The sequence below is a fragment of the Microvirga zambiensis WSM3693 genome (assembly GCF_016735695.1).
Lineage (GTDB): Bacteria > Pseudomonadota > Alphaproteobacteria > Rhizobiales > Beijerinckiaceae > Microvirga > Microvirga zambiensis.
In genome coordinates, this window is record NZ_JAERQD010000003.1 from 196,747 (window position 1) to 219,321 (window position 22,575).

Here is a 22,575-nt window from a genome sequence, read left to right on the forward strand (position 1 = left end):
TTAGCGCTTGTTGCGAACCGGGATCGGCATCTTGTCGGCCGGAATGGTGGCGACGAGATCGAGCAGGTCGTTCGCGTCCTTGCCGTTCGCCTTGACCTTGAAGTGATACATGTCCTGCAGGGCCTGATGGTCTTCCTTGCGGAAGGTCATGGGGCCTTTCGGCGTCTCGAAGGTCATGCCTTCCATCGCGGTGATCAGCTTCTCGGTGTCGGTGCCGCCGGCCTTCTGGATCGCCGTGACGGCGGCGGAAGCGGCTGCGAAACCGCCGGCGGTGAAGAAGTCCGGCGGCGCATTGAAGCGCTTCTGGTGCTCGGCCACGAGCCAGTCGTTCATCGCGTTCTTGGGGAAGGCGTAGTAGTAATACACTGCGCCTTCCATGCCGGGATAGTTCTTGTAGATCTGCATGGCGGGCAGAATGTTGCCACCCGGCGCGAGCTCGATGCCGAAACGCTCCGGCTTCAGGTCGGCGATCTTCGGCAGCGGATGCTGGCCGGCCCAGATGATGTTGATGATCTTCTTGCCCGGCTTGTCCTTGAGCGCGTCGAAGATGCGCTGCGCGGAAGCGGTGAAGTCGGTGGCGTTCTGCGGCGCATATTCCTCGAACACCACTTTCGCGTTCGGCCGGATCTGGGAGAGCGCGCTTTTCAGCGCCGCGACGCCGTCCTTGCCGAAGGCGTAGTCCTGCGCGAGCGTCGCGATCGACACGTCGCCGCTTGCAGGAACCGCTGCTGCGGCACCGTAAGCGTCCTGCGTGGAATTGCGGGCGGTGCGGAAGATGAAGCGGTTCCATTTGTCGCCGGTGATCGCGTCGGCAACCGCTGGCTCCACGATCAGAACCTTGCCGTTCTCCTCGGCCACGGGGAGCATCGCGAGAGCCGCGGCCGACGATGTGGTGCCGATGGCGAGATCGACCTTGTCGTCGTTGTAGGCCTGCTCCAGCAAGGTCTTGGCGAGATCGGCCTTGAGCTGATCGTCCTTCACGATCACGTTGATCTTGCGGCCGCCCACCGCCATCGTGCCCTTGGTGAGGTATTCGAGCCCCATCATGAAGCCGGCTTCGGTCTGCTTGGCGTAGGCCTCGAGCGGCCCGGTCTTGCCGGCGATCAGAGCGATCTTGATGTCTTGCGCGAAAGCTGCGGAGGCAAAGAAAATGCCTGCCGCAGCGGCAGTAATCGTGAGTTTCAGGCGCATCGGACTCCCCATGTTTTATGGGGTCATTGACCGCGTTGCCTTCCGCCCTGTCAAGTTCGACTCTCGGACCATCCGCAAGGAAAATGGCACCTTGTTCCTGCTCATAAATTAGGCTTCCGGGAGGACCGGCGTCTCGATGTCCTTCGCCTCGCGACCGCGTCGGGCGGCCTCGCGTTCCAGGAGGATGAGCGCCAATCCCGCGCCGCAGATGACGGCCGCGCCAACGAGCGTCCAGAAGCCGACGACGTCGCCGAACGCGAGGTAGCCCAGCACGATCGCCCAGACGATCAACGTGTATTGATAAGGCGCGACCACGGAGGCCGGCGCGATCTTCAGCGAGCGGTTGACGCAGACATGGGCGGCCATGGACACGATGCCGAGCAGGAGGAGGCCTGCGAGATCGAGCAGGCTCGGCGTCACCCAGGCCAGAGGCGCAGCGATAAGGCCGAAGATCAGCGTGCCGAAGATCTGCCCGAGCACGAGCGTTTCGTCGGCGGTTTCCCGCAGCTTGCGGGTGGTGATCATCAGGAGAGAATAGAACAGGCTTCCCGCGAGGGCGATGAGAGCGGGCAGGGAGAGTGTGGCGGGCGAGGGACGAAGCGCGATCAGAACCCCGACGAAGCCGAGCCCGATGGCGATGATGCGCGGCTTGTCGATCCGCTCCCCGAGCCACAAGGCCGCGAAGGTCGCCACATAGATCGGCCCGGCCAAGTAATAGGTCATCACGTCCGCGAGCGGCAGATAAGTGACCGCCCAATAGAAGCAGGCGACCTCGAGGGTCGACAGCGTGACCCGAACCGCATGCAGGCCCGGCTGAGGCGGGATCGCGAAGGGCACCTTTCGCTGGCGCATGATCGGCAGGAGAACCGCAAGGGCCGCGATGCTGCGCAGGAGCAGCACCTGCCCGACGGAATAGGTGGCGACGAGCCATTTCCCCATGACGTCGTTCAAGGCGAACATGAACACGCCGAGCAGCATCAGGCCGATGCCGACGAGGATGCCCGAGCGGACTTTTGGGGCGGAGGAGGAAACGGGGCGACTCATAGGCCGGATCAATGAGGGAAAAACCTCTTGATTCCAAGACTTTTGAGGTCTGACTTAGGTCGAAGGTGGCCGGAGATACCCCTATGAAAGATCCGACACCGAAGGATCCCGACTACGAGGCGCGGGTGCGAGGAAGCTTCGTCCGCCAGGGGCGGCATCCCACCCTCCGTCGTCATCCCCGGCCTTGTGCCGGGGACCCACGTCTTTGCAACGTGGTGGTTCGCAAGGCGTGGGTGGCCGCAACAAGTGCGGCCATGACGTGTGGACCTCTGTCATTCCGGGGCCGCGCAGCGGAGCCCGGAATCCATAAACACGCCGTTTCAAGAATGGGCGATCGGCGTTGCGCTTCTTTCTGCAACGCTAGCGGTTATGGATTCCGGGTTCTCGCTTCGCTCGCCCCGGAATGACACCGAGGTTCCCGCTAAAACGTCTTCGCCCCGTTGACCGGCAGCATGATGGAATAGAGCGAAGTCGTCGCGCAGATGTAGAGGCGGTTGCGTTTCGGGCCGCCGAAGACCACGTTCGCCACCACTTCCGGCACCAGGATCTTGCCGATCAGGGTGCCGTCGCTCTCGTAGCAATGCACGCCGTCGCCGGCGCTGGTCCAGATCCGCCCGGCCTCGTCCAGCCGGAAGCCGTCGAAAAGGCCCTCCGTGCAGGTCGCGAAGACATCTCCACCCGAGAGACTGCCCTTCTCGTCGACATCGAAGACCCGGATATGGCGTGGGCCATCCTCGACATGGGTTGCGCCGGTATCGGCGACATAAAGACGCCGTTCGTCGAGGGAGAAGGCGATCCCGTTCGGACGTTCGAAGTCGTCGGCGACGACGCTGACCTCGCCCGTCTGCGGGTCGATGCGATAGACATGGCAGGCGCCGACTTCGCTGTCCGCCCTGTGCCCCTCGTAATCGGAATCGATTCCGTAGGCTGGATCTGTGAACCAGATCGACCCGTCCGACTTCACCACAGCATCGTTGGGGCTGTTGAGGCGCTTGCCCTGATAATGTGTCGCCAGCACCGTGATGGAGCCGTCATGCTCGGTCCGGCTGACGCGACGGTTGCCGTGCTCGCAGGTGACGAGGCGGCCCTGGCGGTCGACGGTGTTGCCGTTGGAATGGCCGGCAGGATAGCGAAAGACGCTGACGGCATTCGACGTTTCGTCGAAACGCATCATGCGGTCGTTGGGAATGTCGCTCCAGATCAGATAGCGCCCGGCAGGAAAATAGGCGGGACCTTCGGCCCAGCGGCAGCCTTCCGCCAGCTTCTCAAGTCGCGCCGAACCGTTGAACAGGCGCTTGAAGCGATCGTCGAGGACAACGGCGACATCCCTGAACATGGAAGCAAAACGCCCTCTCAATGAGCCATCAGAACCGGCATGGCTGTGTTGCTTAAGATATGGCTCGTGGCACCGCCGAAGAACATCTGCCTCAGGCGGCTTTGGGTATAGGCACCTTTGACGAGAAGATCGCAGCCGAGGGCCGTTGCCTCGGTCAGGATGGTCTCGCCGGCCCGGTTCGACGGATCCGGCGCGGTCATGGCTTCCGCAGGCAGATCGTGCATCCGCAGGTGTCGAGCGAGCTCGGAGCCGGATGGGCCGGGCACGCCCCAATCGTCGAGTTCGAGCACCACGATGCGCCGCGCCTTCTTGAGCAGCGGCATCGATCCCAGAACGGCGCGGGCCGTCTCGGTGCTTCGGTTCCAGGCGATCACGACCGTCTCGCCGAAGGTGCGGGTGGGACTCGGCGGAGCGATCAGGACCGGACGTCCGGTTTCGAACAGGGCGGCCTCTACGGTGGACAGGCGCGTCTGGCCGTTGGATCCATCGGGACGCCCCACCACGACGGTGTCGAAAACCCGTCCGTAGGCGCCGAGAAACGCATCCTCCATCAGCCCGTCCTGGCGCCAGCCGAAGCTCGGACCCGCGATGCCTCCGGCGGAGCGCGCGATCTGCTTCGTCGTCATGAAGGCTTCGAAACGTTCCCTGCAGGCCCGGGCCATTTCCAGCCGGTTCTCCGGGGTGATCGGGGAGGGCACGCCGATGGCGATGTCCACTGGGAGAACGACCGGGTAATCGGGCGTGATCGCGATGCCTTCGACATAGCCGTCGAACATCCGGGCCAGCTGCAGGGCCGCCTCCAGCTGGGGCTCGACGATGCCGTGGTCTTCGATCGGAACGAGAATGTTTTTCATGAGGATTATTGTCGCGCTTAAACCGGCCTTCGGCAAGGCCATCCGAAAGTCCAATTCTCCCTGTGAAATCATCGGCGTCCGAATGCAACTCCCGGTAAGGCGATCCCCTCATCGGAGGCCGGATCCCGAGCCCTTGCCGCGCCGCGTTCCCCTCACCTTCAATCTCCTGTAGAATGAAAGCGTTCCGAGGATCCGCCGGAGGGTTGCGCCGTGACCTCTCCACCAGTCGAGCGCAGGCTGGCTGCCGTTCTCGCGGCCGACGTGGTCGGCTATTCGCGGTTGATGGAGAGGGACGAGCACGGCACCTTCCAACGTCTGAAGCAGCATCGGCAGGAGATGATCGAGCCGCTCATCGCCGATCATCACGGCCGGATCGTCAAGCTCATGGGCGACGGGGCTCTGTGCGAGTTTCAAAGCGTCGTCCAGGCGGTCGATTGTGCGATCCTCATTCAGGAGGCGATGGCGGAGCGCGAGACCAATCTTCCCGAGGAAGACCGCATCCGTTTTCGGATCGGGATCAATCTCGGCGACGTCATCCACGAGCAGGACGGGGATCTGTACGGCGACGGGGTCAATGTCGCGGCCCGGCTCGAGGCCGAGGCTGAACCCGGCGGCATATGCATCTCCGGTACAGTCTACGATCACCTCCAGGGCAAGCTCGATTGCGTCTTCGAAGGGCTCGGCGAATACAGGCTCAAGAACATCGAACGGCCTGTCCGCGTCTATCAGGCCGTGCTCGGTCGTGCTTCCGATTTGCCGCGTCGGTCGGCGCCTGTTCTTCCGGATCGACCCTCGATCGCCGTGCTGCCCTTCAACAACATGAGCGCCGACCCCGCACAGGATTTTTTCAGCGACGGCATCACCGAGGACATCACGACGGCGCTGTCTCGCCTCAAAGGCTTCTTCGTGATCGCGCGCAACACGATGTTCACCTACAAGGGGAAGTCGGTGGATGTGCGCGCACTCGGCCGTGAGCTTGGTGTCCGCTATGTCCTCGAAGGCAGCGTCCGCAGCGCGACGGACCGGGTCAGGGTGACGGCACAGCTCGTCGAAGCGGCGACAGGCAGCCATCTGTGGGCCGATCACTACGACGGAAAGCTCGACGACATCTTTGCCATCCAGGACGAGATTACCGCCAGCGTCGTCGGCCGCATCGGTCCTGAACTCCTGGCCGCCGAGCGTGCGAGGGCAGCTCGCAAGCCATCGCACCGTCTGGATGCCTGGGAATGCGTCGTGCGGGCGCTGTTTTTATTTTCCCAACTTTCGGATGAGTGCAGCCGCGACGCACTCGTCCTCCTGGATCGGGCCATCGACCTCGATCCCGACTACGCACAGGCCCGTGCCATGCGGGCATGGATTACCATGTGGCGGGGGCATCAGGGCTTTGTCGACATGGGGAAGGCAATCGCGTTGGCGGATGTGGAGATCGGACGCGCTCTCGCCGTGAACGAGGATGAGCCCTGGATCCACCTTGCCCAAGCGATGGTAGGCTTCGCGGCACGCGACAACGCCCTGTGCGTGGCAACGATCACCCGGGCAATCGAGATCAATCCCAACTTCGCCTTCGCTCATGGTCAGCTGGGCCTCGCGCATGCCATGGGTGGACGGTCCGTCGAGGCTGTCGCCTGCATCGATCATGCCCTGCGACTGAGCCCGCGCGAGGCGTTTCACGGCGACTACTGCTTCTTCTATGCCGTCGCCTATTTCCAGGGCGCCCGCTACGACCTCGGACTGCGATACGCGCAGGAAGCCCATCGCCTGCGGCCAGGGCACGTCTACCCTTTGCTCATCGGCATTTCCTGTGCAGGTCACCTCGGCGATGCTGATGCGGCGGCAGGCATGCTCAAGGACCTGAAGGTCATCGCACCCTACATCACGCGGGCATCGCTCGAGAAGATGTCGGCCTTTGCAACGGCCGAGGATCGTGCCCGTCATGTCGATGGGCTGGTTCGCGGAGGCTTGAACCATTAGCTCCAAACGATGCCAGCCAAAGCTCACTTGATTTCGAAATCTTCCTGCTTCCACGAGACCTTCGGATATTGCGGGTTCATCTCGTCGAGCGTCGCCCTGACGATGGTTGCGATGGCCGCGTTGCGAACCCATTTGCGGTCGGCCGGGATGACATACCAGGGCGCCCAATCGGTCGAGCAGCGATGGAGCATGGTCTCATAGGCATCCTGGTAATCGTCCCAGAGCTTCCGGTCTTCCAGATCGCCGGGGTTGAACTTCCAGTGCTTCTCCGGATCGTCGAGACGTTCCTGCAGCCTTTCCTTCTGCTCGTCCTTGGAAATGTGCAGCATGAATTTCAAAATCGTCGTGCCGTTCTCGACGAGCATCTTCTCGAAATCGTTGATCTGGCCGTAGCGCTGCTCGATGACCTTGTCCGGCGCGAGTTTCTTGACCTTGCCGATCAGCACGTCCTCATAATGCGAGCGGTTGAAGATGCCGATGGTGCCGCGCCGCGGGCAGGCGGCATGGACGCGCCAGAGATAATCGTGCTCGAGCTCAAGGACCGAAGGCGCGCCGAAGGCCTGGACGGAAACGCCCAAGGGACCGGTTTCGTTGAAGACACCCCGGATGGTGCCGTCCTTGCCTGCCGTGTCCGTGCCCTGCAGGACGACCAGGAGTGCGCGCGAGCCTTCCGCATAGAGACGGTCCTGGAGGACGTCGATTTCCCTTGCGAGAGCTGCCGTCTCCACCTTCGTTTCCTCTTCATCCTTGAAGGAGGATTTGTCCCGCGGATCGCGGTCCTTCAGCTTGACCTTCGCTCCGGGCTTCACCCGAAGCTTTTCAATCAAGTCCTTTGCCCGATCCGCCATATCCGCTCTCCCGTTGCTACCAGGACGATAGGGCGAGCGGCCCCGAAAGGAAGCCTTGGATGGCGGCCGGAAGCATCTTTACGGCGTTGGGAACGAGCCGTACGAAGAGACGATCTGGGATGCTCGAAAGGCGCTCGCGATGCTCGCTCTCTACTACTACCCCGGCAATGCCAGCCTGCTGCCGCACATGATGCTGCGGGAAATCGGTGCGGAATTCGAGCTGCGCCTCGTCGACCGGGGGCAGAATGCCCAGAAGAGCGCCGAATATCTCAAGCTCAATCCGAGCGGGCGCATCCCGGTTCTGATCGACGGCGACCTCGTCCAGTTCGAAACCGCCGCGGTCGCCCTGTATCTTGCCGACAAATTCCCGGAGGCGGGGCTTGCTCCTGCTGCCGGGACGCCGGAGCGTGCCGCCTTCTACCGTTGGCTGATCCATCTGACGAACACGCCGCAGGTCGAATTCCGCGCCTGGTTCTACCCGAACGAGCATGTGACCGACGAGGCAGCGGCACCGAGTGTCAAGGAGGCCGCAGGGCAGCGCCTCAATCGGATGTTCGACGTGATTTCCGAGCAGCTCGGCGACAAGACATGGCTCCTCGGCGACCGTTTCTCGGCAGTCGATCTCTTCCTGTTCATGCTGATCCGCTGGGGCAGGGGCATGCCGCGGCCGCCGCGCAGCATTCCGAACCTGAACGCCCTTGCCGAGCGGGTGCTGGCGCGGCCGGCTGTTCAGAAAGCGCTCGAGGTGGAAGGGATCACGGCACCGGTTTTCTGACGGCTACCGCTTTTTCTTCGGAGCCTTAATCTCCGGCATCACCTGATCGATCTTGCTCATATCGGCCCAGGGATCGCGCTTGAGCGACGCAAGGCGCTTGCCGATGTTTTCGACATTGTAGCCGTTGGGCTTGAGACCGGGCGTCAGCTCCTTCCAGTCCACGGGCGCGGCGACGGGGGCGCCGCGGCGGGAACGGCTCGAATAGGGCGCAATCGCCGAGGCCTCGCGGTTGTTGCGCAGGTAGTCGATGAAGATTTTTCCTTCGCGTTCCTGCTTTACCGAGGTCGTGGTGTAGCGCTCCGGCTCGTCCCCGGCCATCGCCTCGGCGATCGTCCGGGTGAAGGCGAGGGCGTCTTTCCAAGTGGCCTTCGGCTTGATCGGCACGACCACATGGAGGCCCTTGCCGCCGGTGGTTTTTACGAAGCTCATGAGATCCATGGCTTCCAGGCGCTTGCGGAGCGCGAGCGCTCCCTCGATCACGCGGGGCCAGTCGACGCCCTCACCGGGGTCGAAATCGAAGACGAGACGGTCGGGCCGCTCCAGATCGAAGAGCGTCGCGCCCCAGACATGCATCTCCAGAACGCCGGACTGCACGAGGGCGATGACGCCCTGGATGTCGGAGACGGAGAGAGCTTCCTGCTTGCCGCTGTTGTCCGGGATCATGGTGCGGTGGATGAAGTCGCTCATGCCGGCCCAGGAATGACGCTGGACGAAGCATTTCTTCTCTACGCCGCCCGGGCAGCGGATGAGGGTGAGTGGGCGGTTCGCCAGATGCGGGAGAAGCCACTCGGCGGCGTCCAGATAATATTCGGCCAGCTCCAGCTTGGTGACGCCCTGATCCTCCCACAGCACGCGGTCCGGATGGGTCAGCCTCACGCCAGCGACTTCGATCGCGCCGTCGTCCTTGGCCGGTTTGGCGGACGAGGCTGCACGCTTCGCGGGTGCGGCCGATTTCGCGGATGCCGCTTTCTTTGCTGGGGCCTTGCGCTTGGCCGGCTGCGGCGGTCCGATCTCCTCGAGCGAGCGGCCGGTCTTCACAGACAGGGGGGCTTCGTCGAGGATATCGGCGTCGTCCTCGTTGCGGGCATGGGAATCCTCGGCCTTGATCAGGAGCCAGGATTCCTGGCGCTCGCGCGGCCGCTTGGCCATGCGGACCAGATGCCAGGTGCCCTGCAGCTTCTCGCCGTCGAGGCGGAAGGTGAGGCGGCCCTTCTCGATACCCTCGTGAGGATCGCCCTCCGGCTCCCAGGTGCCGCGATCCCACAGCAGAACCGTGCCGCCGCCATATTGGCCTTCTGGGATCGTGCCCTCGAAATCGCCGTAGCCGAGGGGATGGTCCTCGACCTCAACTGCAAGGCGCTTCTCGCCTTTGACGAGACTCGGCCCCTTGGCCACAGCCCAGCTTTTCAGGACCCCGTCGAGCTCGAGCCGGAAATCGTAATGCAGGCGGGAGGCGTCGTGCTTCTGCACGACGAAGGAGGCTCCACGGCGCCGGGAGGCCTTGCCGGCCGGCTCCGAGGTTTTGGTGAAGTCGCGCTTGGCGCGATAGGCCGCAAGCTTTGCCATGGTGCCAGAGCATGTTCCGACGGGGTGGACAAAGATCCAATCCCCGCCGGCTGCTCCGGTTCCACACCGCAGAGGCTGGCTCGAAGAGGGGTTCTGCCTCCAAGCCCTCATCCTGAGGAGGTCGCGCAGCGACCGTCTCGAAGGACGAGGGCGTTACCAGTGCATGCTGGTTGATCCTTCGAGACGCCACTGCGTGGCTCCTCAGGATGAGGTCAGAGATCTATGAGCCAGACCCTCAGGAGGCGAGGGGCTGGGCCGCCGCCTCCGCGTTTTGGCGCTCCGTGAGGAAGGCTGCCGCGATGAGATCGCGGGTGTAGTCCTCAGCCGGCCGCTCGAAGATCTCCTCCGCCGTGCCGCGCTCAACCACCTTGCCGCTCTTCATGACCATGATCTCGTCGGAGAGGGCGCGCACGACCGCGAGGTCGTGGCTGATGAAGACATAGGCGAGGCCATGCGCCTTCTGCAGGCCGCGCAGCAGCTCGACGATCTCCTTCTGCACCGAGCGGTCGAGCGCCGAGGTCGGCTCGTCGAGGACCACAAGCTTCGGATGCAGGATCATGGCGCGGGCGATGGCGATGCGCTGGCGCTGGCCGCCGGAGAACTCGTGCGGAAAGCGGTTGCGCCAGGCCTGATCGAGCTGCACCTCCTCGAAGGCCTGGGCCGCGCGCCGGTCGCGCTCCTTGCGCGAGATGCTCGGCTCGTGAACGAGGAGGCCCTCCGTCACGATCTCGCCCGCCGTCATGCGCGGCGACAGCGAGCCGAACGGATCCTGGAAGACGAGCTGCAAGTGTCGCCGCAACGGACGCATGCCGCCCCGGTCGAGAGGCATGAGGTTGCGGTCCTCGAAGCGCACGAGGCCGGAGGCCGGCTGCAGGCGCAGGATCGCGCGGCCGAGGGTCGATTTGCCGGAGCCGGATTCACCCACCACACCGACCGTCTCGCCGGCGCGGACCCGCAGGCTCACGTCGTCGACGGCGCGAAGCACATGCTTGGCCTTGCCGAAGAAGCTCTTTTCCAGGGTGAACTGGACGGCCACGTTCTTCGCTTCCAGCACCAGCGGAGCGGTGGAGGCCACCGGCTCCTTGCGCCCGGTCGGCTCGGCATCGATCAGCATCTGGGTATAGGGATGCTTCGGAGCCGCGAAGATGTCGCCGGTGACGCCGCTTTCGACGACCTCGCCGCGCTTCATCACATAGGTGCGGTCCGCGAAACGGCGCACGACGCCGAGATCGTGGGTGATGAACACGATCGACATGCCGAGGCGCTTCTGCAGGTCCGCGAGCAGCTCAAGGATGCGCGCCTGGACCGTGACGTCGAGGGCCGTCGTCGGCTCGTCGGCGATCAGCACGTCCGGGTTGTTGGCGAGCGCCATGGCGATCATCACGCGCTGGCGCTGGCCGCCGGACATTTCATGCGGATAGGCATCGATGCGCCGCGCCGGATCCGGGATGCGCACGAGCTCCAGCAGCTCGATGGCGCGCTTGCGCGCCTGCGCCTTGCTCAAGCCGCCATGGGTGGTGAGCGGCAGCGCCAGCTGGTCGCCGATCCGGTAGAGCGGGTCGAGCGAGGTCATCGGCTCCTGGAAGATCATGGTGAGCTTCGAGCCGCGATAATGGTTGAGCCTGTCGGGCGAAAGACCGACGAGCTCGTCGCCCCTGTACTTCACCGAGCCTTCGGCCCAGCCGTTCGAGGCGAGAAGACCCATGACCGACATCATGGTCTGGCTCTTGCCCGACCCGGATTCGCCGACGATGGCGACGGTCTCGCCCGGATTGATGTCGAGGTCGATCCCCTTCACCGCATGAAGGATGCCGTCGCCGGTGCGGAAACGGACGTGAAGGTTGCGGACGGAAAGAACGGGTTCTGTCATGTCAGCGATCCTTCGGGTCGAGAGCGTCGCGCAGGCCGTCGCCGATGAAGTTCAGGCAGAAGAGGATCGTGACGAGCGTGATGGAGGGATAGATCAGCATCCAGGTGGCGCCCTGGATGTTCTTGGCGCCTTCCGAGATCAGCACGCCGAGGCTGGTGTTCGGCTCCTGGACGCCGAGGCCGAGGAAGGAGAGGAAGCTTTCGAGCAGGATCACCTTCGGCACGAGAAGCGTCATGTAGACGACGACCGGTCCGAGCGTGTTGGGGATCACGTGGCGGCGGATGATGCCTTTCGTCTCGACGCCGAGCGCCTCGGCCGCCTGCACGTATTCCTGCCGCTTGATCGAGAGCGTCTGTCCGCGGACGATGCGCGCCATGTCGAGCCACTCGACCGCGCCGACCGCGATGAACATCAGCACGAAATTGCGGCCGAAGAACACGACCAGCATGATCACGAAGAAGATGAACGGCAGCGAGTAGAGAATGTCGACCACGCGCATCATCACGAGGTCGACGCGTCCGCCGAGATAGCCTGATGTCGCGCCGTAGATCACGCCGATGAGGATCGCGACGAAGGTCGCGAGCAGGCCGATGGCGAGCGAAACCTGGCCCGCTTTCATGGTGCGGGTCAGAAGATCGCGGCCGTTGGTGTCGGTGCCGAAGATGAAGTGCTGGCGCTTCAACGGCACGTCGACGACGAGCCGCTGGCCTTCCTGCTGCTTCTCGACGACGCGGGCCGGACCGAAGAGATCCGAGCGCTCGAAATAGGCGAGAAGCCGCTCGTCGATCGGGCGGGCGCTCGAACTGACGAGGGTCATGTGAACGGCATCGTTGTCGATGACGATGTTCTCGGCCTTCGCGCGGACGCGGGCGCCGATGCGCTCGATGTTCGGCTCGATCTGGTCGGCCTTCGGATAGGCCTCCAGGCTCGCCGGCACCTTCACGTAATCCGGATAGACCCGGTCGAAGGGATGGCCGGTGAAGAACGGCCCGAACACGCAGGCGAGCGCGATCAGGGCGAGCACGATGATGCTGGTGAGAGCGGCCCGGTTGCGGACGAGACGTCCCCGGGCCTCGGCCCAGAGGGAGCGTCCGGTGATCGGACCTGTCACGGTTTCGATGGGAATAACGGCGCCTTCAGCCATGGGAGATCTCACTCGTAGCGAATGCGCGGATCGATAAGGGCGTAGAGAATATCGACCACGAGGTTGAAGAGCAGAACGAAGACGGCCACAACGACGACCGTGCCCATGACGAGCGTGTAGTCGCGGTTGAGCGCCCCTTCGACGAAGTAGCGTCCGATGCCCGGCAGACCGAAGATGGTTTCGACCACCACCGAACCGGTGAGCAGGGCGGCCGCCGCGGGACCGAGATAGGACACCACGGGCAGGGCGGCGCCGCGCAGGGCGTGGATCACGACGACCCGTGTGGGCAGGCCGAGCGAGCGCAGGGTGCGGATGTGGTTGGAGCGCAGGTTCTCGATCATCGCCGCGCGGGTCATGCGCGAGACGACCGCGATTTGCGGCAGGGCCAGCACCAGCACGGGCAGGATGAGGTTGCGCAGGTTGCCGTTGGCCCAGCCCGCGACCGGCAGCCAGGCCAGCGTCAAGCCGAAGACGATCTGGAAGATCGGCGCCACCACGAAGTTCGGGATGGTCAGGCCGAGCGCACCCATGCCCGTGACGAGATAGTCGACGGTGCTGTTCTGGCGCATGGCGGCGATGGCGCCGAGCGTCCCGCCCACGATGACGGCGAAGGACAAGGCGAGCGCGCCCAGCGTCATCGAGATCGGCAGGCCGCGGGCGAAGAGCTCAGCCACGGAGAAGTCCCGCAGGATGAAGGAGGGACCGAAATCGCCCCGCATGACGGCGCCGAGATAGAGCCAGTATTGCTGGATCAGCGGCTTGTCGAGCTGATAGATCCGGTTGAGGTTTTCCATCACCTTGGCCTCGAGAGGCCTCTCCAGATCGAACGGTCCGCCTGGGGCGAGCCGGATCAGGAAGAACGAGATCGTGATGATGATGAAAAGGGTAGGGATGGCCGATAGGAAACGGCGAATGATGAAGGAGAGCACGGATAGCTCCTCCTGCTGCTACAGCATAACAGTAAAAGAATAGGGCGGCCTGACAAGCAGACCGCCCCCCTTATCAGAATTATTTTTACTGTGTCTTCGACAGATACCGCGTCGGATAGACGCCCCGGGTGTTCTGGACGAAGCCCTTGATCTTCGGCGAGATCAGGTTGCTCTTGCCGTAGTACATGATCGGGATCCAGGGCATGTCCTTCATGAGGATCGCCTCGGCCTGCTTGAGCATGTCGGCACGCTTCTTGAGATCGAGCTCCTTGGCGGCGCCGTCGAGCAGCTTGTCGAACTCCGGATTGTTGTACTTGCCGTAGTTGAAGCCCTTGTTGTCGCTCTTGAGCAGGAACAGGAAGTTGTTCGGATCCGAATAATCGGCGATCCAGCCGTAGCGGGCCACGTCGAAGTCGCCGCCGTCACGCAGATGGGCGAAGTGGGTCTTGCCGTCCGTGTTGATGAAGGAGGTCTCGATGCCGGCCTGCTTCCACTGCTCGGAGATGGCGATGACCGAATTCCGGTTGTTGTCCGTGGTGTTGTAACGGATCTCGACCTTCAGCGGCTTGCCGGGGCCGAAGCCTGCTTCCGTCAGGAGCTTCTTGGCGGCGTCCTCGCGGTCGATCGGCGACTGGTCCTTGTAGCTCATGTAGGCCGGTTCGCCGTAATTGCCCACGCCCGGAGGCATGAACGAGTAGCCCGGCTGCATGGTCTGGCCCCAGATCTGCTCGGCGACGAATTCCCGGTCGACCAGCATGGAGAGGGCCTGGCGCACCTTCACGTCGTTGAAGGGGGCCTTGGAGGAGTTCACGACGAGGTACCAGGTGCCGAGATACGGGCCGAGGCGGACCTGATCCTTGAAGCGCTCCTTGAGCGACTTCATCTGGTCGGCCGGCACGTCGTCGGTGGTGTCGAGCTCGCCGGCTTCATAGCGGCGGACCATCGCGGCGAAGTCCGGGGTCGGGAAGTAATTGACGGTGTCGATCTGGACGTTCTTCGCGTCGTAGTAGTTCTCGTTCTTGGCGAGCTTGATGTGGGAGTTCGGCACGAACTCGACGAGCTTGTAGGCGCCGTTCGTCACCATGTTGCCCGGCTTCACGAAGTCCTTGCCGAACTTCTCGACCGAGGCCTTGTGGACGGGAAGGCTGGTCTGGTGGGTCAGCAGCTCGATGAAATAGGGGGTCGGTGACTCGAGGGTGATCTCGACGGTCTTGGCGTCGACGGCCTTCACTCCGAGTTCCTCGGGCTTGCCCTGGCCCTTGTTGATCTTCTCGGCGTTCTTGATCGGGTAGAGGATGTTAGCGTATTTCGCGCCCGTCGCCGGATCCATGATGCGGCGATAGGAATAGACGAAGTCTTCGGCCGTGATCGGATCGCCGTTCGACCATTTCAGGCCATTGCGCAGCGTAAAGCGATAGGTCTTGCCGTCGTCGCTGACTTCCCACTTCTCGGCCTGGCCCGGAACCGCTTCGCCCTTGGCGCTGTAGGTGACGAGGCCTTCGAGCATGTCGCGCAGGATGTGCGCTTCCTGCACGGTCGAGGTCTTGTGGGTGTCGAGGGTCTCGGGTTCGCCGGAATTGGCGCGGTTATAGACGACCTGAGCCGACGCGGCGCTGATAAGAGCGGCCGTGGCGACGGCAGCGAGAGCCGTGCGTTTGATCCATGATGACATCGGACGCGTTCCCTTTCTGGTTTTATCTCTGGGTTTTGGAATTATCTCGGCTAAAGCCGGGTAGGGCAGTAACCTTGCCCCATTTGTTGATCAATCAACTGTTTATGTCCAGTACTATCCGAAAATTTTAGAGAAACCTGCAATAACAAAGACTTGATTATATTTGGGGGCCTCAGGCCCCCGTGTCGAAGACCAGTCCGGCGGCCTCGATCCCGCCCGCGGCGGCGATTTCATCGTTATCGGAAGTGTCGCCCGAAACGCCCACGGAGCCCAGTGTCGCGCCCTGGGCGTCCTTGATCAGAACCCCGCCGGGAACGGGTACGAGCTGGCCGCCGACCGCATGGGTGGCGGAGGCGACGAAATAGGGCCGGTCGACCGCCATCTTGTGCAGGGCGCGCGTTCCGACGCCGAGAGCCAGGGCACCATAGGCCTTGCCCATGGCGATCTCAGCCCGCTTGAGACTCGTGCCGTCCTCGGCGAGGAGAGCCTTGAGAGCGCCGCGGGCGTCGTAGACGACCACCGCAAGCGGCTTGAAGGATTTTTCGCGGGCCGTCTTGAGCGTGGCGGCAGCGATTTTCTGGGCGGTTTCCAGGTTCAGATCGGTCATTCTATTCCTCCATATAATATGATGATTGACGGTGGGCGCAGCCGTTCAGCGCGTGGCGGTGTCCTTCGCCGCCAGCCAGGTCGCCACAGCCCTGCGTTCGTCCAGGGTCATGTCGGTGACGTTGTTCGGCGGCATGGCGTGGGTGAGCACGCTCTGGATGCGGATGACCTCCGCATGGCGCGCGATCTCCTCCGGCGTGTCGAGGCGCACGCCCTTCGGCGCGGTGACGATGCCCTCCCAGACCGGCTCGGCCGCGTGGCACATGGAGCAGCGGGACTGGATGGTGAGTACCGCCTCGTCGAAGGACGCCCTGACCAAAGCCGGCGTCGCGGCGGGGGGAGCGCTCGACAGGTTGGCATAGCCGGGCTTGCCGATGATCGAGAGCCAGATCGCCGTCCAGAGGCAGAGCGCGGCAACGGCCCATGTCCACATGGGCGAACCCTTGCCCGCATGCTGCGAGTTGAAGAAGTGCCGGATGACGGCGCCGGCGATCACGATCAGCCCGATGATGGCCACCGCATAGCGCGACTGCCAGGCGAGCGGATAATGGTTCGACAGCATCAGGAAGATGACCGGAAGCGTCAGGTAGTTGTTGTGGGTCGAGCGGAGCTTCGCTTCCTTGCCGAGCTTCGGATCGGGCGAGCGGCCGGCCAGCAGCTCGGCGACTACCTTCTTCTGGTTCGGGATGATGATGAAGAAGACGCTGGCCGACATCCAGGTGGCAATCATCGCACCGGTATGAAGATACGCGGCGCGGCCGTTGAACACCTGCGTAAAAGCGTATGCCGCGAGCAGGATATAGACGAAGAGCGCGACGCCGAGCACGATGCCGTTCTTGCCGAGCGGCGAACGGCACAGCCCCTCATAGACGAACCAGCTGACCGCGAGGCCGCCGATGCCGATGACCGATGCCTGCCAGGGCTCGAGCGCCCGCACGGAGGGATCGATGGTGTAGAGATCGGCGTGGAGATAATAGACCCAGACGATGAGGAAGAAGCCGCTGATCCAGGTGGCGTAGCTCTCCCATTTGAACCAGGTCAGCTCCTTCGGCATCTCGGGCGGCGCAACGAGGTACTTGCGCATGTTGTAGAACCCGCCGCCATGGACCTGCCAGGCCTCGCCGCCGACGCCTTCCGGCAACCCCTCCCGCTTCTTCAGGCTGAGATCCAGGTGAATGAAGTAGAAGGACGAGCCGATCCAGGCGATGGCTGTGATCACGTGGGTCCAGCGGATGATCTGGCTGATCCACTCGGAAATCTGCGGGTCGATCATGCAGGTCCTTGGGCGATGTATAAAGAGCGCTTACCGTAGGGCGATGATACCATTTGCGGAAGGCCCGGTTCCGCGCTTTTTCAACAGGAAGTCGATCTCGAAAAGCCGGCCCTTTGGCGGGCTGTTCTGCGGATGCGGCTTGACGCGGGGGACATCGGCCCGACAGATTTCAGGGACTATCCGATCCGCCTCCATCCCCGCACGAGGTTCCATGGGACGCCTGTCCACCCACGTTCTCGATACCGCCAACGGAAAGCCCGCCAAGGGCGTCGCCGTCGAGCTTTTCGCCATCGATGGCGGAAAGCGCCGTTCGGTGGTGAAGACCGCCACCAATGCCGATGGCCGCACCGATGCGCCGCTGATGATCGGCAATGCGTTTCGCACCGGCACTTACGAGCTCGTCTTCGAGGTCGGTGCCTATTTCCGATCCGTAGGCACGGCCGCTGCCGATCCGCCGTTCCTCGATGTGGTGCCGATCCGCTTCACCATCGCCGAGCCCGACGGGCATTACCATGTGCCGCTCCTCGTTTCGCCCTGGAGCTATTCCACATATCGAGGAAGCTGAAGTGACCGAGACCTCCTATCCCCGCGACCTCGTCGGCTATGGCCGCAACCCGCCGCATCCGCATTGGCCGAACGACGCGCGGATCTGCGTCCAGTTCGTGATCAACTACGAAGAGGGCGGCGAGAACAACATTCTCCACGGCGACCGCGCCTCGGAAGCGTTCCTGTCGGAGATCGTCGGCGCTCAACCCTGGCTCGGCCAGCGGCACATGAGCATGGAGTCGATCTACGAATACGGCTCCCGCGCCGGCTTCTGGCGCCTGTGGCGGATGTTCACCGAGCGCGGCATGCCGGTCACGATCTATGGCGTCGCCACGGCCCTGAAGCGCAACCCGGAAGCGGTCGCCGCCATGAGGGAAGCCGATTGGGAGATCGCCAGCCACGGCCTTAAATGGATCGACTACCGGGACTTCTCCGCTGAGGAAGAGAAAGCCCACATGAGCGAGGCGATCCGCATCCACACCGAGGTGACGGGCGAGCGCCCGCTCGGCTGGTATACGGGCCGCACCTCCGAGCACACCAACCGCCTCGTCGCCGAGGAAGGCGGCTTTCTCTACAGCGCCGATTCCTATGCGGACGAACTGCCTTACTGGGAGCAGCACGGCGATAGGCAGCAATTGATCGTGCCCTACACGCTCGACGCCAACGACATGCGCTTCGGCACGCCGCAGGGCTTCAATTCCGGCGACCAGTTCTTCGCCTATCTGAAGGACAGTTTCGACACGCTCTACGCGGAAGGCGAGACCGCGCCGAAGATGCTCTCGGTCGGGCTCCATTGCCGTCTCGTTGGCCGTCCCGGACGCGCCGCGGCGCTCGCCCGCTTCCTCGATTACGTCGCCTCCCACGAGAACGTCTGGGTCGCGAGGCGCGTCGACATCGCCCGGCACTGGATCCGAAGCCATCGTCCTGTCGATCTGAAGCCCAGCACCATGAACCGGGTGCTGTTCGTTGAGCTCTTCGGCGACATCTTCGAGCATTCGCCCTGGATCGCCGAGCGCACCTACGATGCCGGTCTCACTAACGGGCAGGATAGTGCCGAGGGGCTTCACGCCGCCATGGTGAAGGTGCTCTCCGAGGCGACGCACGAGCAGAAGCTCGCGCTCATCAACGCCCATCCCGATCTCGCCGGGCGCCTGAAGCTTGCCGATCTCACCGACGATTCACGCGGCGAGCAATCCTCCGCCGGGCTCGACCGGCTCACCCCGGAGGAGCGCGACCGGTTCCTGAAGCTCAACGATTCCTACAAGCAGAAATTCGGCTTTCCCTTCATCATGGCGGTGAAGGGACGCTCCAAGGACGAGATCCTGGAGGCGTTCGAGGAGAGGCTCGACCACGAGACCGACCAGGAGTTCGAGACCGCCGTCGTGCAGATCGAACTCATCGCGCTGCTCCGGCTCAAGGATCGTCTGCCGTCGCTCGCCGACGTCTTCTCGAACCTGGCCTGAGCGGAACCGTTGGCACGACCACGCGTCTTCATCACAGCTTGGCTATCACATGCCAGGTGGAACAGAGGAGGACGACATGGGTCTGTTCAAGTTCATCAAGGAAGCAGGCGCCAAGATCTTCGGCGGAAGCGCCGCTGCCGCAACTCCCGAGAAGCTGCAGCAGGAGGTTCAGGGTCACGGGTTCGATGCGACGAAGCTCGGAATCCAGGTCGAGGGCGACAAGGTGAAGCTCTCCGGCCAAGCCACCAACCAGGAGGAGGCCGAGAAGATCATTCTCTCCCTCGGCAACACCTATGGCGTGGCCGAAGTCGACACGTCCGAGCTGAAGGTCCAGCAGCCTTCGTCGCCCTCGACCATGTACACGGTGCAGAAGGGCGATACCCTCTGGGAGATCGCCGAGAAGCATTACGGCAAGGGCAAGGGCGCGAAATACACGGAGATCGTCAAAGCCAATTCACCGCCGGTCAAGGATCCCGACCTGATCCAGCCGGGCTGGGTGCTGCGAATCCCGCCGCTGGCGTGAGAGTCTACTCGTAAAGGCCATCCACCCTAGCCCTCATCCTGAGGGCCGCCGTAGGCGGCGTCTCGAAGGACGAGGGCGTCTCCAGAGAGTACTGGATGCTCCTTCGAGACGGTCGCTGCGCGACCTCCTCAGGATGAGGTTCGAGTTTTATGGGACTGCCGCTAGGGTTAGATTGCGTTCCTCCCTGCGAAGCCGATATGAACGGCTATCGCAGGGAGGATTTTTCATGAGTGAAGCGCCGAAGGTCATCGATCTCGACCGCGAGGCCGTCAAGCAGGGGCTTCGCGAAGGCTCGCTCGTTCTGGACGTGCGCGAGCCGAACGAATTTGCCGCCGGGCACATTCCGGGAGCCGTGTCCCATCCCCTGTCGACCTTCGATCCCGCCGCATTGCCGCAGGGCAAGCGGGTCGTGTTCTCCTGCGCCGCCGGAGTCCGCTCGGTCAGGGCCCTCCAGGCCGCGCAGGGAGCCGGTCTCGATATCCGCGAGCATTACAAAGGCGGCTTCAAGGACTGGGCGGCCGCAGGCGAGCCGATCGAATAGGGAACCGGCAGCACTTCACATAGATTTGTTCTAAAGTGTAGTGCTCAAGCTTAAGGACTTGTGCGCTAATGCCGGCCCGCTGACGACGGTTTGCAGGAACACCGTCGAATCGCGCCCATAGGGGAGAACATATGAAGCGTACACTTTTCGTCACAGGCCTCGTGGCCTTCGGAGTGACTGCCGCCATCGCCCAGAGCAATGTCGTCGAGCAGCGCCAGAACCTCATGAAGGAGATGGCCGCGCAGACGCGGCCTGTCGGCGCCATGATGCGGGGTCAGGAGCCTTTCGATCTCGCGAAAGTCCAGGCCGGGTTGAAGGTCTTTGCGGAAAACCCCAAGACGTTCGTAACCCTCTTTCCCGAGAACTCGAAGGACGCGCCGAAGACGGAGGCCCTGCCGACGATCTGGGAGAACAAGGCCAAGTTCGAGTCGATCGGCAACAAGATGAGCCAGGACGCCCAGACCGCCATGGCCAACATCAAGGATGAGGCCTCGTTCAAGGCGGAAATGCCGAAGGTGCTTCAGAATTGCGGAACCTGCCACAACGAGTTCCGCAAGAAGAGTTCCTGATCTGAGGTTATGAGGAAGGGGCGGCCTTTCGGCCGCCCGTTTCATTTGGAGAACAGCGAATGCGTAAGGCGCTCATCGGGCTGGTTGCCCTGGCGGTTCTCGGCGTGATCGGATTCCTGGCCCTGACATCGCCCTCGGCCTATCGCCTCATCCGTCCGGAACCCGCCGCTGCCGCTGCTGGCCGCACGCCGAACGTGGAGAACGGCCGCGTTCTGTTCTTCGCCGGAGGCTGCACCTCCTGCCACGCGGTTCCCAATCAGGCCGACAAGCTCCGCCTCGGCGGGGGCTATGCCCTGAAATCCCCGTTCGGCACCTTCCACGTTCCCAATATCTCGCCGCACAAGCAGGACGGCATCGGCTCCTGGACGCAGGCCGATTTCATCCGCGCCATGCGCGAGGGCGTGTCTCCGGACGGGCGCCATTATTATCCGGCCTTTCCCTATGCCAGCTACCAGCGGATGAGCCCTGAGGATCTCGGCGACCTCTTCGCCTTCATGCAGACCCTCCCTGTGGTCGAAGGGAAAGCCCCGGATCATGAATTGCCGTTCCCCTTCAACATCCGCCGCGGCGTCGGCCTCTGGAAGCTGGCCTTCCTGGACGGTCAGGTCTTCCGGCCCGATCCGTCGAAGCCCGCGAGCTGGAACCGGGGCGCCTTCCTCGTGAACGGGCCGGGCCATTGCGCCGAGTGCCACAGCGAGCGCAATTTTGCGGGCGCCATCGTCGAGGATCGCCGCTTTGCGGGTGGCCCGGATCCCGAGGGCGGCAGGGGCACCGTGCCCAACATCACGCCGCATCCGACCGGGATCGGCGGATGGAGCCCAGAGGAAGTGGCGACCGTGCTGAAGACCGGCGAAACGCCCAATTTCGACACCGTCGGCGGCCCGATGGGCGCAGTCGTCGGCAACACGGCTCAACTCCCCGACGCCGATCGTCAGGCCATGGCGGAGTACCTGCTGTCCCTGCCGCCAAGGGTGGGGTTCAAGAAGCCTGAATAGTTAGGGGCGTGCGAGAATAAGCACGCCCTTTCACGTCATCACCGGCCTTGGGCCGGTGATCCCGATGCGGTGAGGCGCGGCGCTTTTCGGACCGGGATGGCCGGGACAAGCCCGGCCATGACATGCAGAGTTCTATAAGGACGCAGGCGCCACTTGAACGACCTCAATCCATCACCGCCGCTTTGAGGATGCAGACCATGGTGGCGCGGCCGGGCGTGGTGCCGACGCAGCGCACGGAATGGGGGCGATCGCAGCGGTAGCGCAGGCTCTCGCCGGACTTGGCCTGCTGCACGACCCCGCCGACCTCGACCTCGAACTCGCCCTCGAGCACGGACAGGCACTCGACCGAGCCGCGCTGGTGGCTGTCGGAATCGAGCACGCCGCCAGGCTCGGACTGCACGTCGTACCATTGCAGCCATTCGATGGTCTTGAGCCAGCCGATGATGGCGAGGCGCATCTTGCCGTCCTCGGAGACGAGGATAGGGGTATCCGCCTTGGACGACTTGTCGATGAAGGGCTCTTCGTCGCCCGAGGCCAGAACACGCTCGATCGAGACGTCCAGGGCCTGGCTCAGGCGCCAGATGGTGGCGAGCGTCGGGTTCGTCTCGTTGCGTTCGATCTGGCTGATGATCGATTTAGCGACGCCGGACTGCTCGGCCAGCTCCGACAGGGACAGGTTGTAGGCCTTGCGCAGACGCTGAATGGTCTTGCCCATGTTGCCGGAGAGAACCTGCGCACCCGTTTCCAGGTCCCGGCTCCGTTCTTTGCCCTCGACGCCCATGACTGCCTCTGTTCTGGAAAACGTACGCTCGTTCCTCAAAACGGTTGTGGGGTAATCGACAGGACGGGTCAAGCGCCG

General features: G+C 63.4%; 21 protein-coding genes. 8 read left to right on the plus strand and 13 right to left on the minus strand.

Going from position 1 to position 22,575, the window contains the following annotated elements; translation table 11 throughout:
* From JKL46_RS04410 to JKL46_RS04425, 4 genes are all read right to left on the minus strand, one after another.
* Complete coding sequence (locus tag JKL46_RS04410) at positions 1 to 1,191, minus strand: substrate-binding domain-containing protein (protein WP_201830196.1); 1,191 nt, start codon at positions 1,189 to 1,191, stop codon at positions 1 to 3.
* Positions 1,192 to 1,299: 108 nt separating this feature from the next.
* On the minus strand, positions 1,300 to 2,235 hold the full coding sequence (locus tag JKL46_RS04415; protein WP_201830197.1) for a DMT family transporter: 936 nt from the start codon (positions 2,233 to 2,235) through the stop codon (positions 1,300 to 1,302).
* Positions 2,236 to 2,656: 421 nt separating this feature from the next.
* On the minus strand, positions 2,657 to 3,571 hold the full coding sequence (locus tag JKL46_RS04420; RefSeq protein ID WP_201830198.1) for an SMP-30/gluconolactonase/LRE family protein: 915 nt from the start codon (positions 3,569 to 3,571) through the stop codon (positions 2,657 to 2,659).
* Between the two features lie 17 nt (positions 3,572 to 3,588).
* Entirely contained in the window at positions 3,589 to 4,425 is an 837-nt protein-coding gene (locus tag JKL46_RS04425) for a universal stress protein (protein ID WP_201830199.1), read from the minus strand.
* Between the two features lie 210 nt (positions 4,426 to 4,635).
* Here JKL46_RS04425 and JKL46_RS04430 point away from each other — a divergent pair, with 210 nt between their 5' ends.
* On the plus strand, positions 4,636 to 6,396 hold the full coding sequence (locus tag JKL46_RS04430; protein ID WP_343074013.1) for an adenylate/guanylate cyclase domain-containing protein: 1,761 nt from the start codon (positions 4,636 to 4,638) through the stop codon (positions 6,394 to 6,396).
* A 23-nt stretch (positions 6,397 to 6,419) separates the two neighbouring features.
* Here the strand turns inward: JKL46_RS04430 and JKL46_RS04435 are convergent, their stop codons facing one another.
* Positions 6,420 to 7,244 (minus strand): polyphosphate kinase 2 family protein, encoded by an 825-nt coding sequence (locus tag JKL46_RS04435; protein ID WP_201830200.1) that lies wholly within the window; start codon positions 7,242 to 7,244, stop codon positions 6,420 to 6,422.
* Positions 7,245 to 7,299: 55 nt separating this feature from the next.
* Between JKL46_RS04435 and JKL46_RS04440 the strand changes: the two genes are divergently transcribed.
* On the plus strand, positions 7,300 to 8,019 hold the full coding sequence (locus JKL46_RS04440; RefSeq protein ID WP_246529138.1) for a glutathione S-transferase family protein: 720 nt from the start codon (positions 7,300 to 7,302) through the stop codon (positions 8,017 to 8,019).
* 3 nt (positions 8,020 to 8,022) lie between these two features.
* On the opposite strand, the gene ligD is transcribed toward JKL46_RS04440, so the two are convergent.
* The 7 genes from ligD to JKL46_RS04475 all read right to left on the minus strand — a co-directional run bounded on the left by ligD (position 8,023) and on the right by JKL46_RS04475 (position 17,079).
* On the minus strand, positions 8,023 to 9,585 hold the full coding sequence (gene ligD, locus JKL46_RS04445) for a non-homologous end-joining DNA ligase (protein ID WP_201830201.1): 1,563 nt from the start codon (positions 9,583 to 9,585) through the stop codon (positions 8,023 to 8,025).
* A gap of 235 nt (positions 9,586 to 9,820) precedes the next feature.
* Positions 9,821 to 11,455 carry an ABC transporter ATP-binding protein gene (locus tag JKL46_RS04450; RefSeq protein WP_201830202.1) on the minus strand — a complete coding sequence of 545 codons (1,635 nt, stop codon included), beginning with the start codon at positions 11,453 to 11,455 and terminating at the stop codon, positions 9,821 to 9,823.
* 1 nt (position 11,456) lies between these two features.
* Entirely contained in the window at positions 11,457 to 12,599 is a 1,143-nt protein-coding gene (locus tag JKL46_RS04455; RefSeq protein WP_201830204.1) for an ABC transporter permease subunit, read from the minus strand.
* An 8-nt stretch (positions 12,600 to 12,607) separates the two neighbouring features.
* Complete coding sequence (locus tag JKL46_RS04460) at positions 12,608 to 13,528, minus strand: ABC transporter permease subunit (RefSeq protein WP_201830205.1); 921 nt, start codon at positions 13,526 to 13,528, stop codon at positions 12,608 to 12,610.
* 85 nt (positions 13,529 to 13,613) lie between these two features.
* Positions 13,614 to 15,200: a peptide ABC transporter substrate-binding protein gene (locus JKL46_RS04465; protein ID WP_201830206.1), complete on the minus strand. Its 1,587-nt coding sequence runs from the start codon at positions 15,198 to 15,200 to the stop codon at positions 13,614 to 13,616.
* A 172-nt stretch (positions 15,201 to 15,372) separates the two neighbouring features.
* On the minus strand, positions 15,373 to 15,807 hold the full coding sequence (locus JKL46_RS04470; RefSeq protein WP_201830207.1) for a GlcG/HbpS family heme-binding protein: 435 nt from the start codon (positions 15,805 to 15,807) through the stop codon (positions 15,373 to 15,375).
* A gap of 45 nt (positions 15,808 to 15,852) precedes the next feature.
* Positions 15,853 to 17,079 (minus strand): urate hydroxylase PuuD, encoded by a 1,227-nt coding sequence (locus JKL46_RS04475; RefSeq protein ID WP_201830208.1) that lies wholly within the window; start codon positions 17,077 to 17,079, stop codon positions 15,853 to 15,855.
* 211 nt (positions 17,080 to 17,290) lie between these two features.
* On the opposite strand from JKL46_RS04475, the gene uraH reads away from it, so the two are divergent.
* The 6 genes from uraH to JKL46_RS04505 all read left to right on the plus strand — a co-directional run bounded on the left by uraH (position 17,291) and on the right by JKL46_RS04505 (position 21,716).
* Complete coding sequence (gene uraH / locus JKL46_RS04480; RefSeq protein WP_201830209.1) at positions 17,291 to 17,644, plus strand: hydroxyisourate hydrolase; 354 nt, start codon at positions 17,291 to 17,293, stop codon at positions 17,642 to 17,644.
* Between the two features lies 1 nt (position 17,645).
* Positions 17,646 to 19,088 carry an allantoinase PuuE gene (gene puuE / locus JKL46_RS04485; protein ID WP_201830210.1) on the plus strand — a complete coding sequence of 481 codons (1,443 nt, stop codon included), beginning with the start codon at positions 17,646 to 17,648 and terminating at the stop codon, positions 19,086 to 19,088.
* A gap of 76 nt (positions 19,089 to 19,164) precedes the next feature.
* Positions 19,165 to 19,611, plus strand: a complete 447-nt coding sequence (lysM, locus tag JKL46_RS04490; protein WP_099511264.1) for a peptidoglycan-binding protein LysM — start codon at positions 19,165 to 19,167, stop codon at positions 19,609 to 19,611.
* 226 nt (positions 19,612 to 19,837) lie between these two features.
* On the plus strand, positions 19,838 to 20,152 hold the full coding sequence (locus tag JKL46_RS04495; protein WP_201830211.1) for a rhodanese-like domain-containing protein: 315 nt from the start codon (positions 19,838 to 19,840) through the stop codon (positions 20,150 to 20,152).
* Positions 20,153 to 20,283: 131 nt separating this feature from the next.
* Positions 20,284 to 20,721 carry a c-type cytochrome gene (locus tag JKL46_RS04500; RefSeq protein WP_201830212.1) on the plus strand — a complete coding sequence of 146 codons (438 nt, stop codon included), beginning with the start codon at positions 20,284 to 20,286 and terminating at the stop codon, positions 20,719 to 20,721.
* Between the two features lie 59 nt (positions 20,722 to 20,780).
* Positions 20,781 to 21,716 (plus strand): c-type cytochrome, encoded by a 936-nt coding sequence (locus tag JKL46_RS04505; protein WP_201830213.1) that lies wholly within the window; start codon positions 20,781 to 20,783, stop codon positions 21,714 to 21,716.
* Positions 21,717 to 21,879: 163 nt separating this feature from the next.
* Here the strand turns inward: JKL46_RS04505 and JKL46_RS04510 are convergent, their stop codons facing one another.
* A complete protein-coding gene (locus JKL46_RS04510) occupies positions 21,880 to 22,497 on the minus strand; it encodes a helix-turn-helix domain-containing protein (protein ID WP_201830214.1) in 618 nt (205 codons plus the stop codon).
* Between the last annotated feature and the right edge of the window lie 78 nt (positions 22,498 to 22,575).

What these genes read in the sequence shown, in the direction of transcription:
- JKL46_RS04495 (WP_201830211.1), top strand. Translation starts at nt 19,838, where the DNA reads ATGAGTGAAGCGCCGAAGGTCATCGATCTCGACCGCGAGGCCGTCAAG.
- JKL46_RS04455 (WP_201830204.1), bottom strand. Translation starts at nt 12,599, where the DNA reads ATGGCTGAAGGCGCCGTTATTCCCATCGAAACCGTGACAGGTCCGATC.
- JKL46_RS04475 (WP_201830208.1), bottom strand. Translation starts at nt 17,079, where the DNA reads ATGATCGACCCGCAGATTTCCGAGTGGATCAGCCAGATCATCCGCTGG.
- JKL46_RS04410 (WP_201830196.1), bottom strand. Translation starts at nt 1,191, where the DNA reads ATGCGCCTGAAACTCACGATTACTGCCGCTGCGGCAGGCATTTTCTTT.
- JKL46_RS04500 (WP_201830212.1), top strand. Translation starts at nt 20,284, where the DNA reads ATGAAGCGTACACTTTTCGTCACAGGCCTCGTGGCCTTCGGAGTGACT.
- uraH (WP_201830209.1), top strand. Translation starts at nt 17,291, where the DNA reads ATGGGACGCCTGTCCACCCACGTTCTCGATACCGCCAACGGAAAGCCC.
- JKL46_RS04435 (WP_201830200.1), bottom strand. Translation starts at nt 7,244, where the DNA reads ATGGCGGATCGGGCAAAGGACTTGATTGAAAAGCTTCGGGTGAAGCCC.
- ligD (WP_201830201.1), bottom strand. Translation starts at nt 9,585, where the DNA reads ATGGCAAAGCTTGCGGCCTATCGCGCCAAGCGCGACTTCACCAAAACC.
- JKL46_RS04505 (WP_201830213.1), top strand. Translation starts at nt 20,781, where the DNA reads ATGCGTAAGGCGCTCATCGGGCTGGTTGCCCTGGCGGTTCTCGGCGTG.
- JKL46_RS04420 (WP_201830198.1), bottom strand. Translation starts at nt 3,571, where the DNA reads ATGTTCAGGGATGTCGCCGTTGTCCTCGACGATCGCTTCAAGCGCCTG.
- lysM (WP_099511264.1), top strand. Translation starts at nt 19,165, where the DNA reads ATGGGTCTGTTCAAGTTCATCAAGGAAGCAGGCGCCAAGATCTTCGGC.
- JKL46_RS04470 (WP_201830207.1), bottom strand. Translation starts at nt 15,807, where the DNA reads ATGACCGATCTGAACCTGGAAACCGCCCAGAAAATCGCTGCCGCCACG.
- JKL46_RS04465 (WP_201830206.1), bottom strand. Translation starts at nt 15,200, where the DNA reads ATGTCATCATGGATCAAACGCACGGCTCTCGCTGCCGTCGCCACGGCC.
- JKL46_RS04425 (WP_201830199.1), bottom strand. Translation starts at nt 4,425, where the DNA reads ATGAAAAACATTCTCGTTCCGATCGAAGACCACGGCATCGTCGAGCCC.
- JKL46_RS04415 (WP_201830197.1), bottom strand. Translation starts at nt 2,235, where the DNA reads ATGAGTCGCCCCGTTTCCTCCTCCGCCCCAAAAGTCCGCTCGGGCATC.
- JKL46_RS04510 (WP_201830214.1), bottom strand. Translation starts at nt 22,497, where the DNA reads ATGGGCGTCGAGGGCAAAGAACGGAGCCGGGACCTGGAAACGGGTGCG.
- JKL46_RS04450 (WP_201830202.1), bottom strand. Translation starts at nt 11,455, where the DNA reads ATGACAGAACCCGTTCTTTCCGTCCGCAACCTTCACGTCCGTTTCCGC.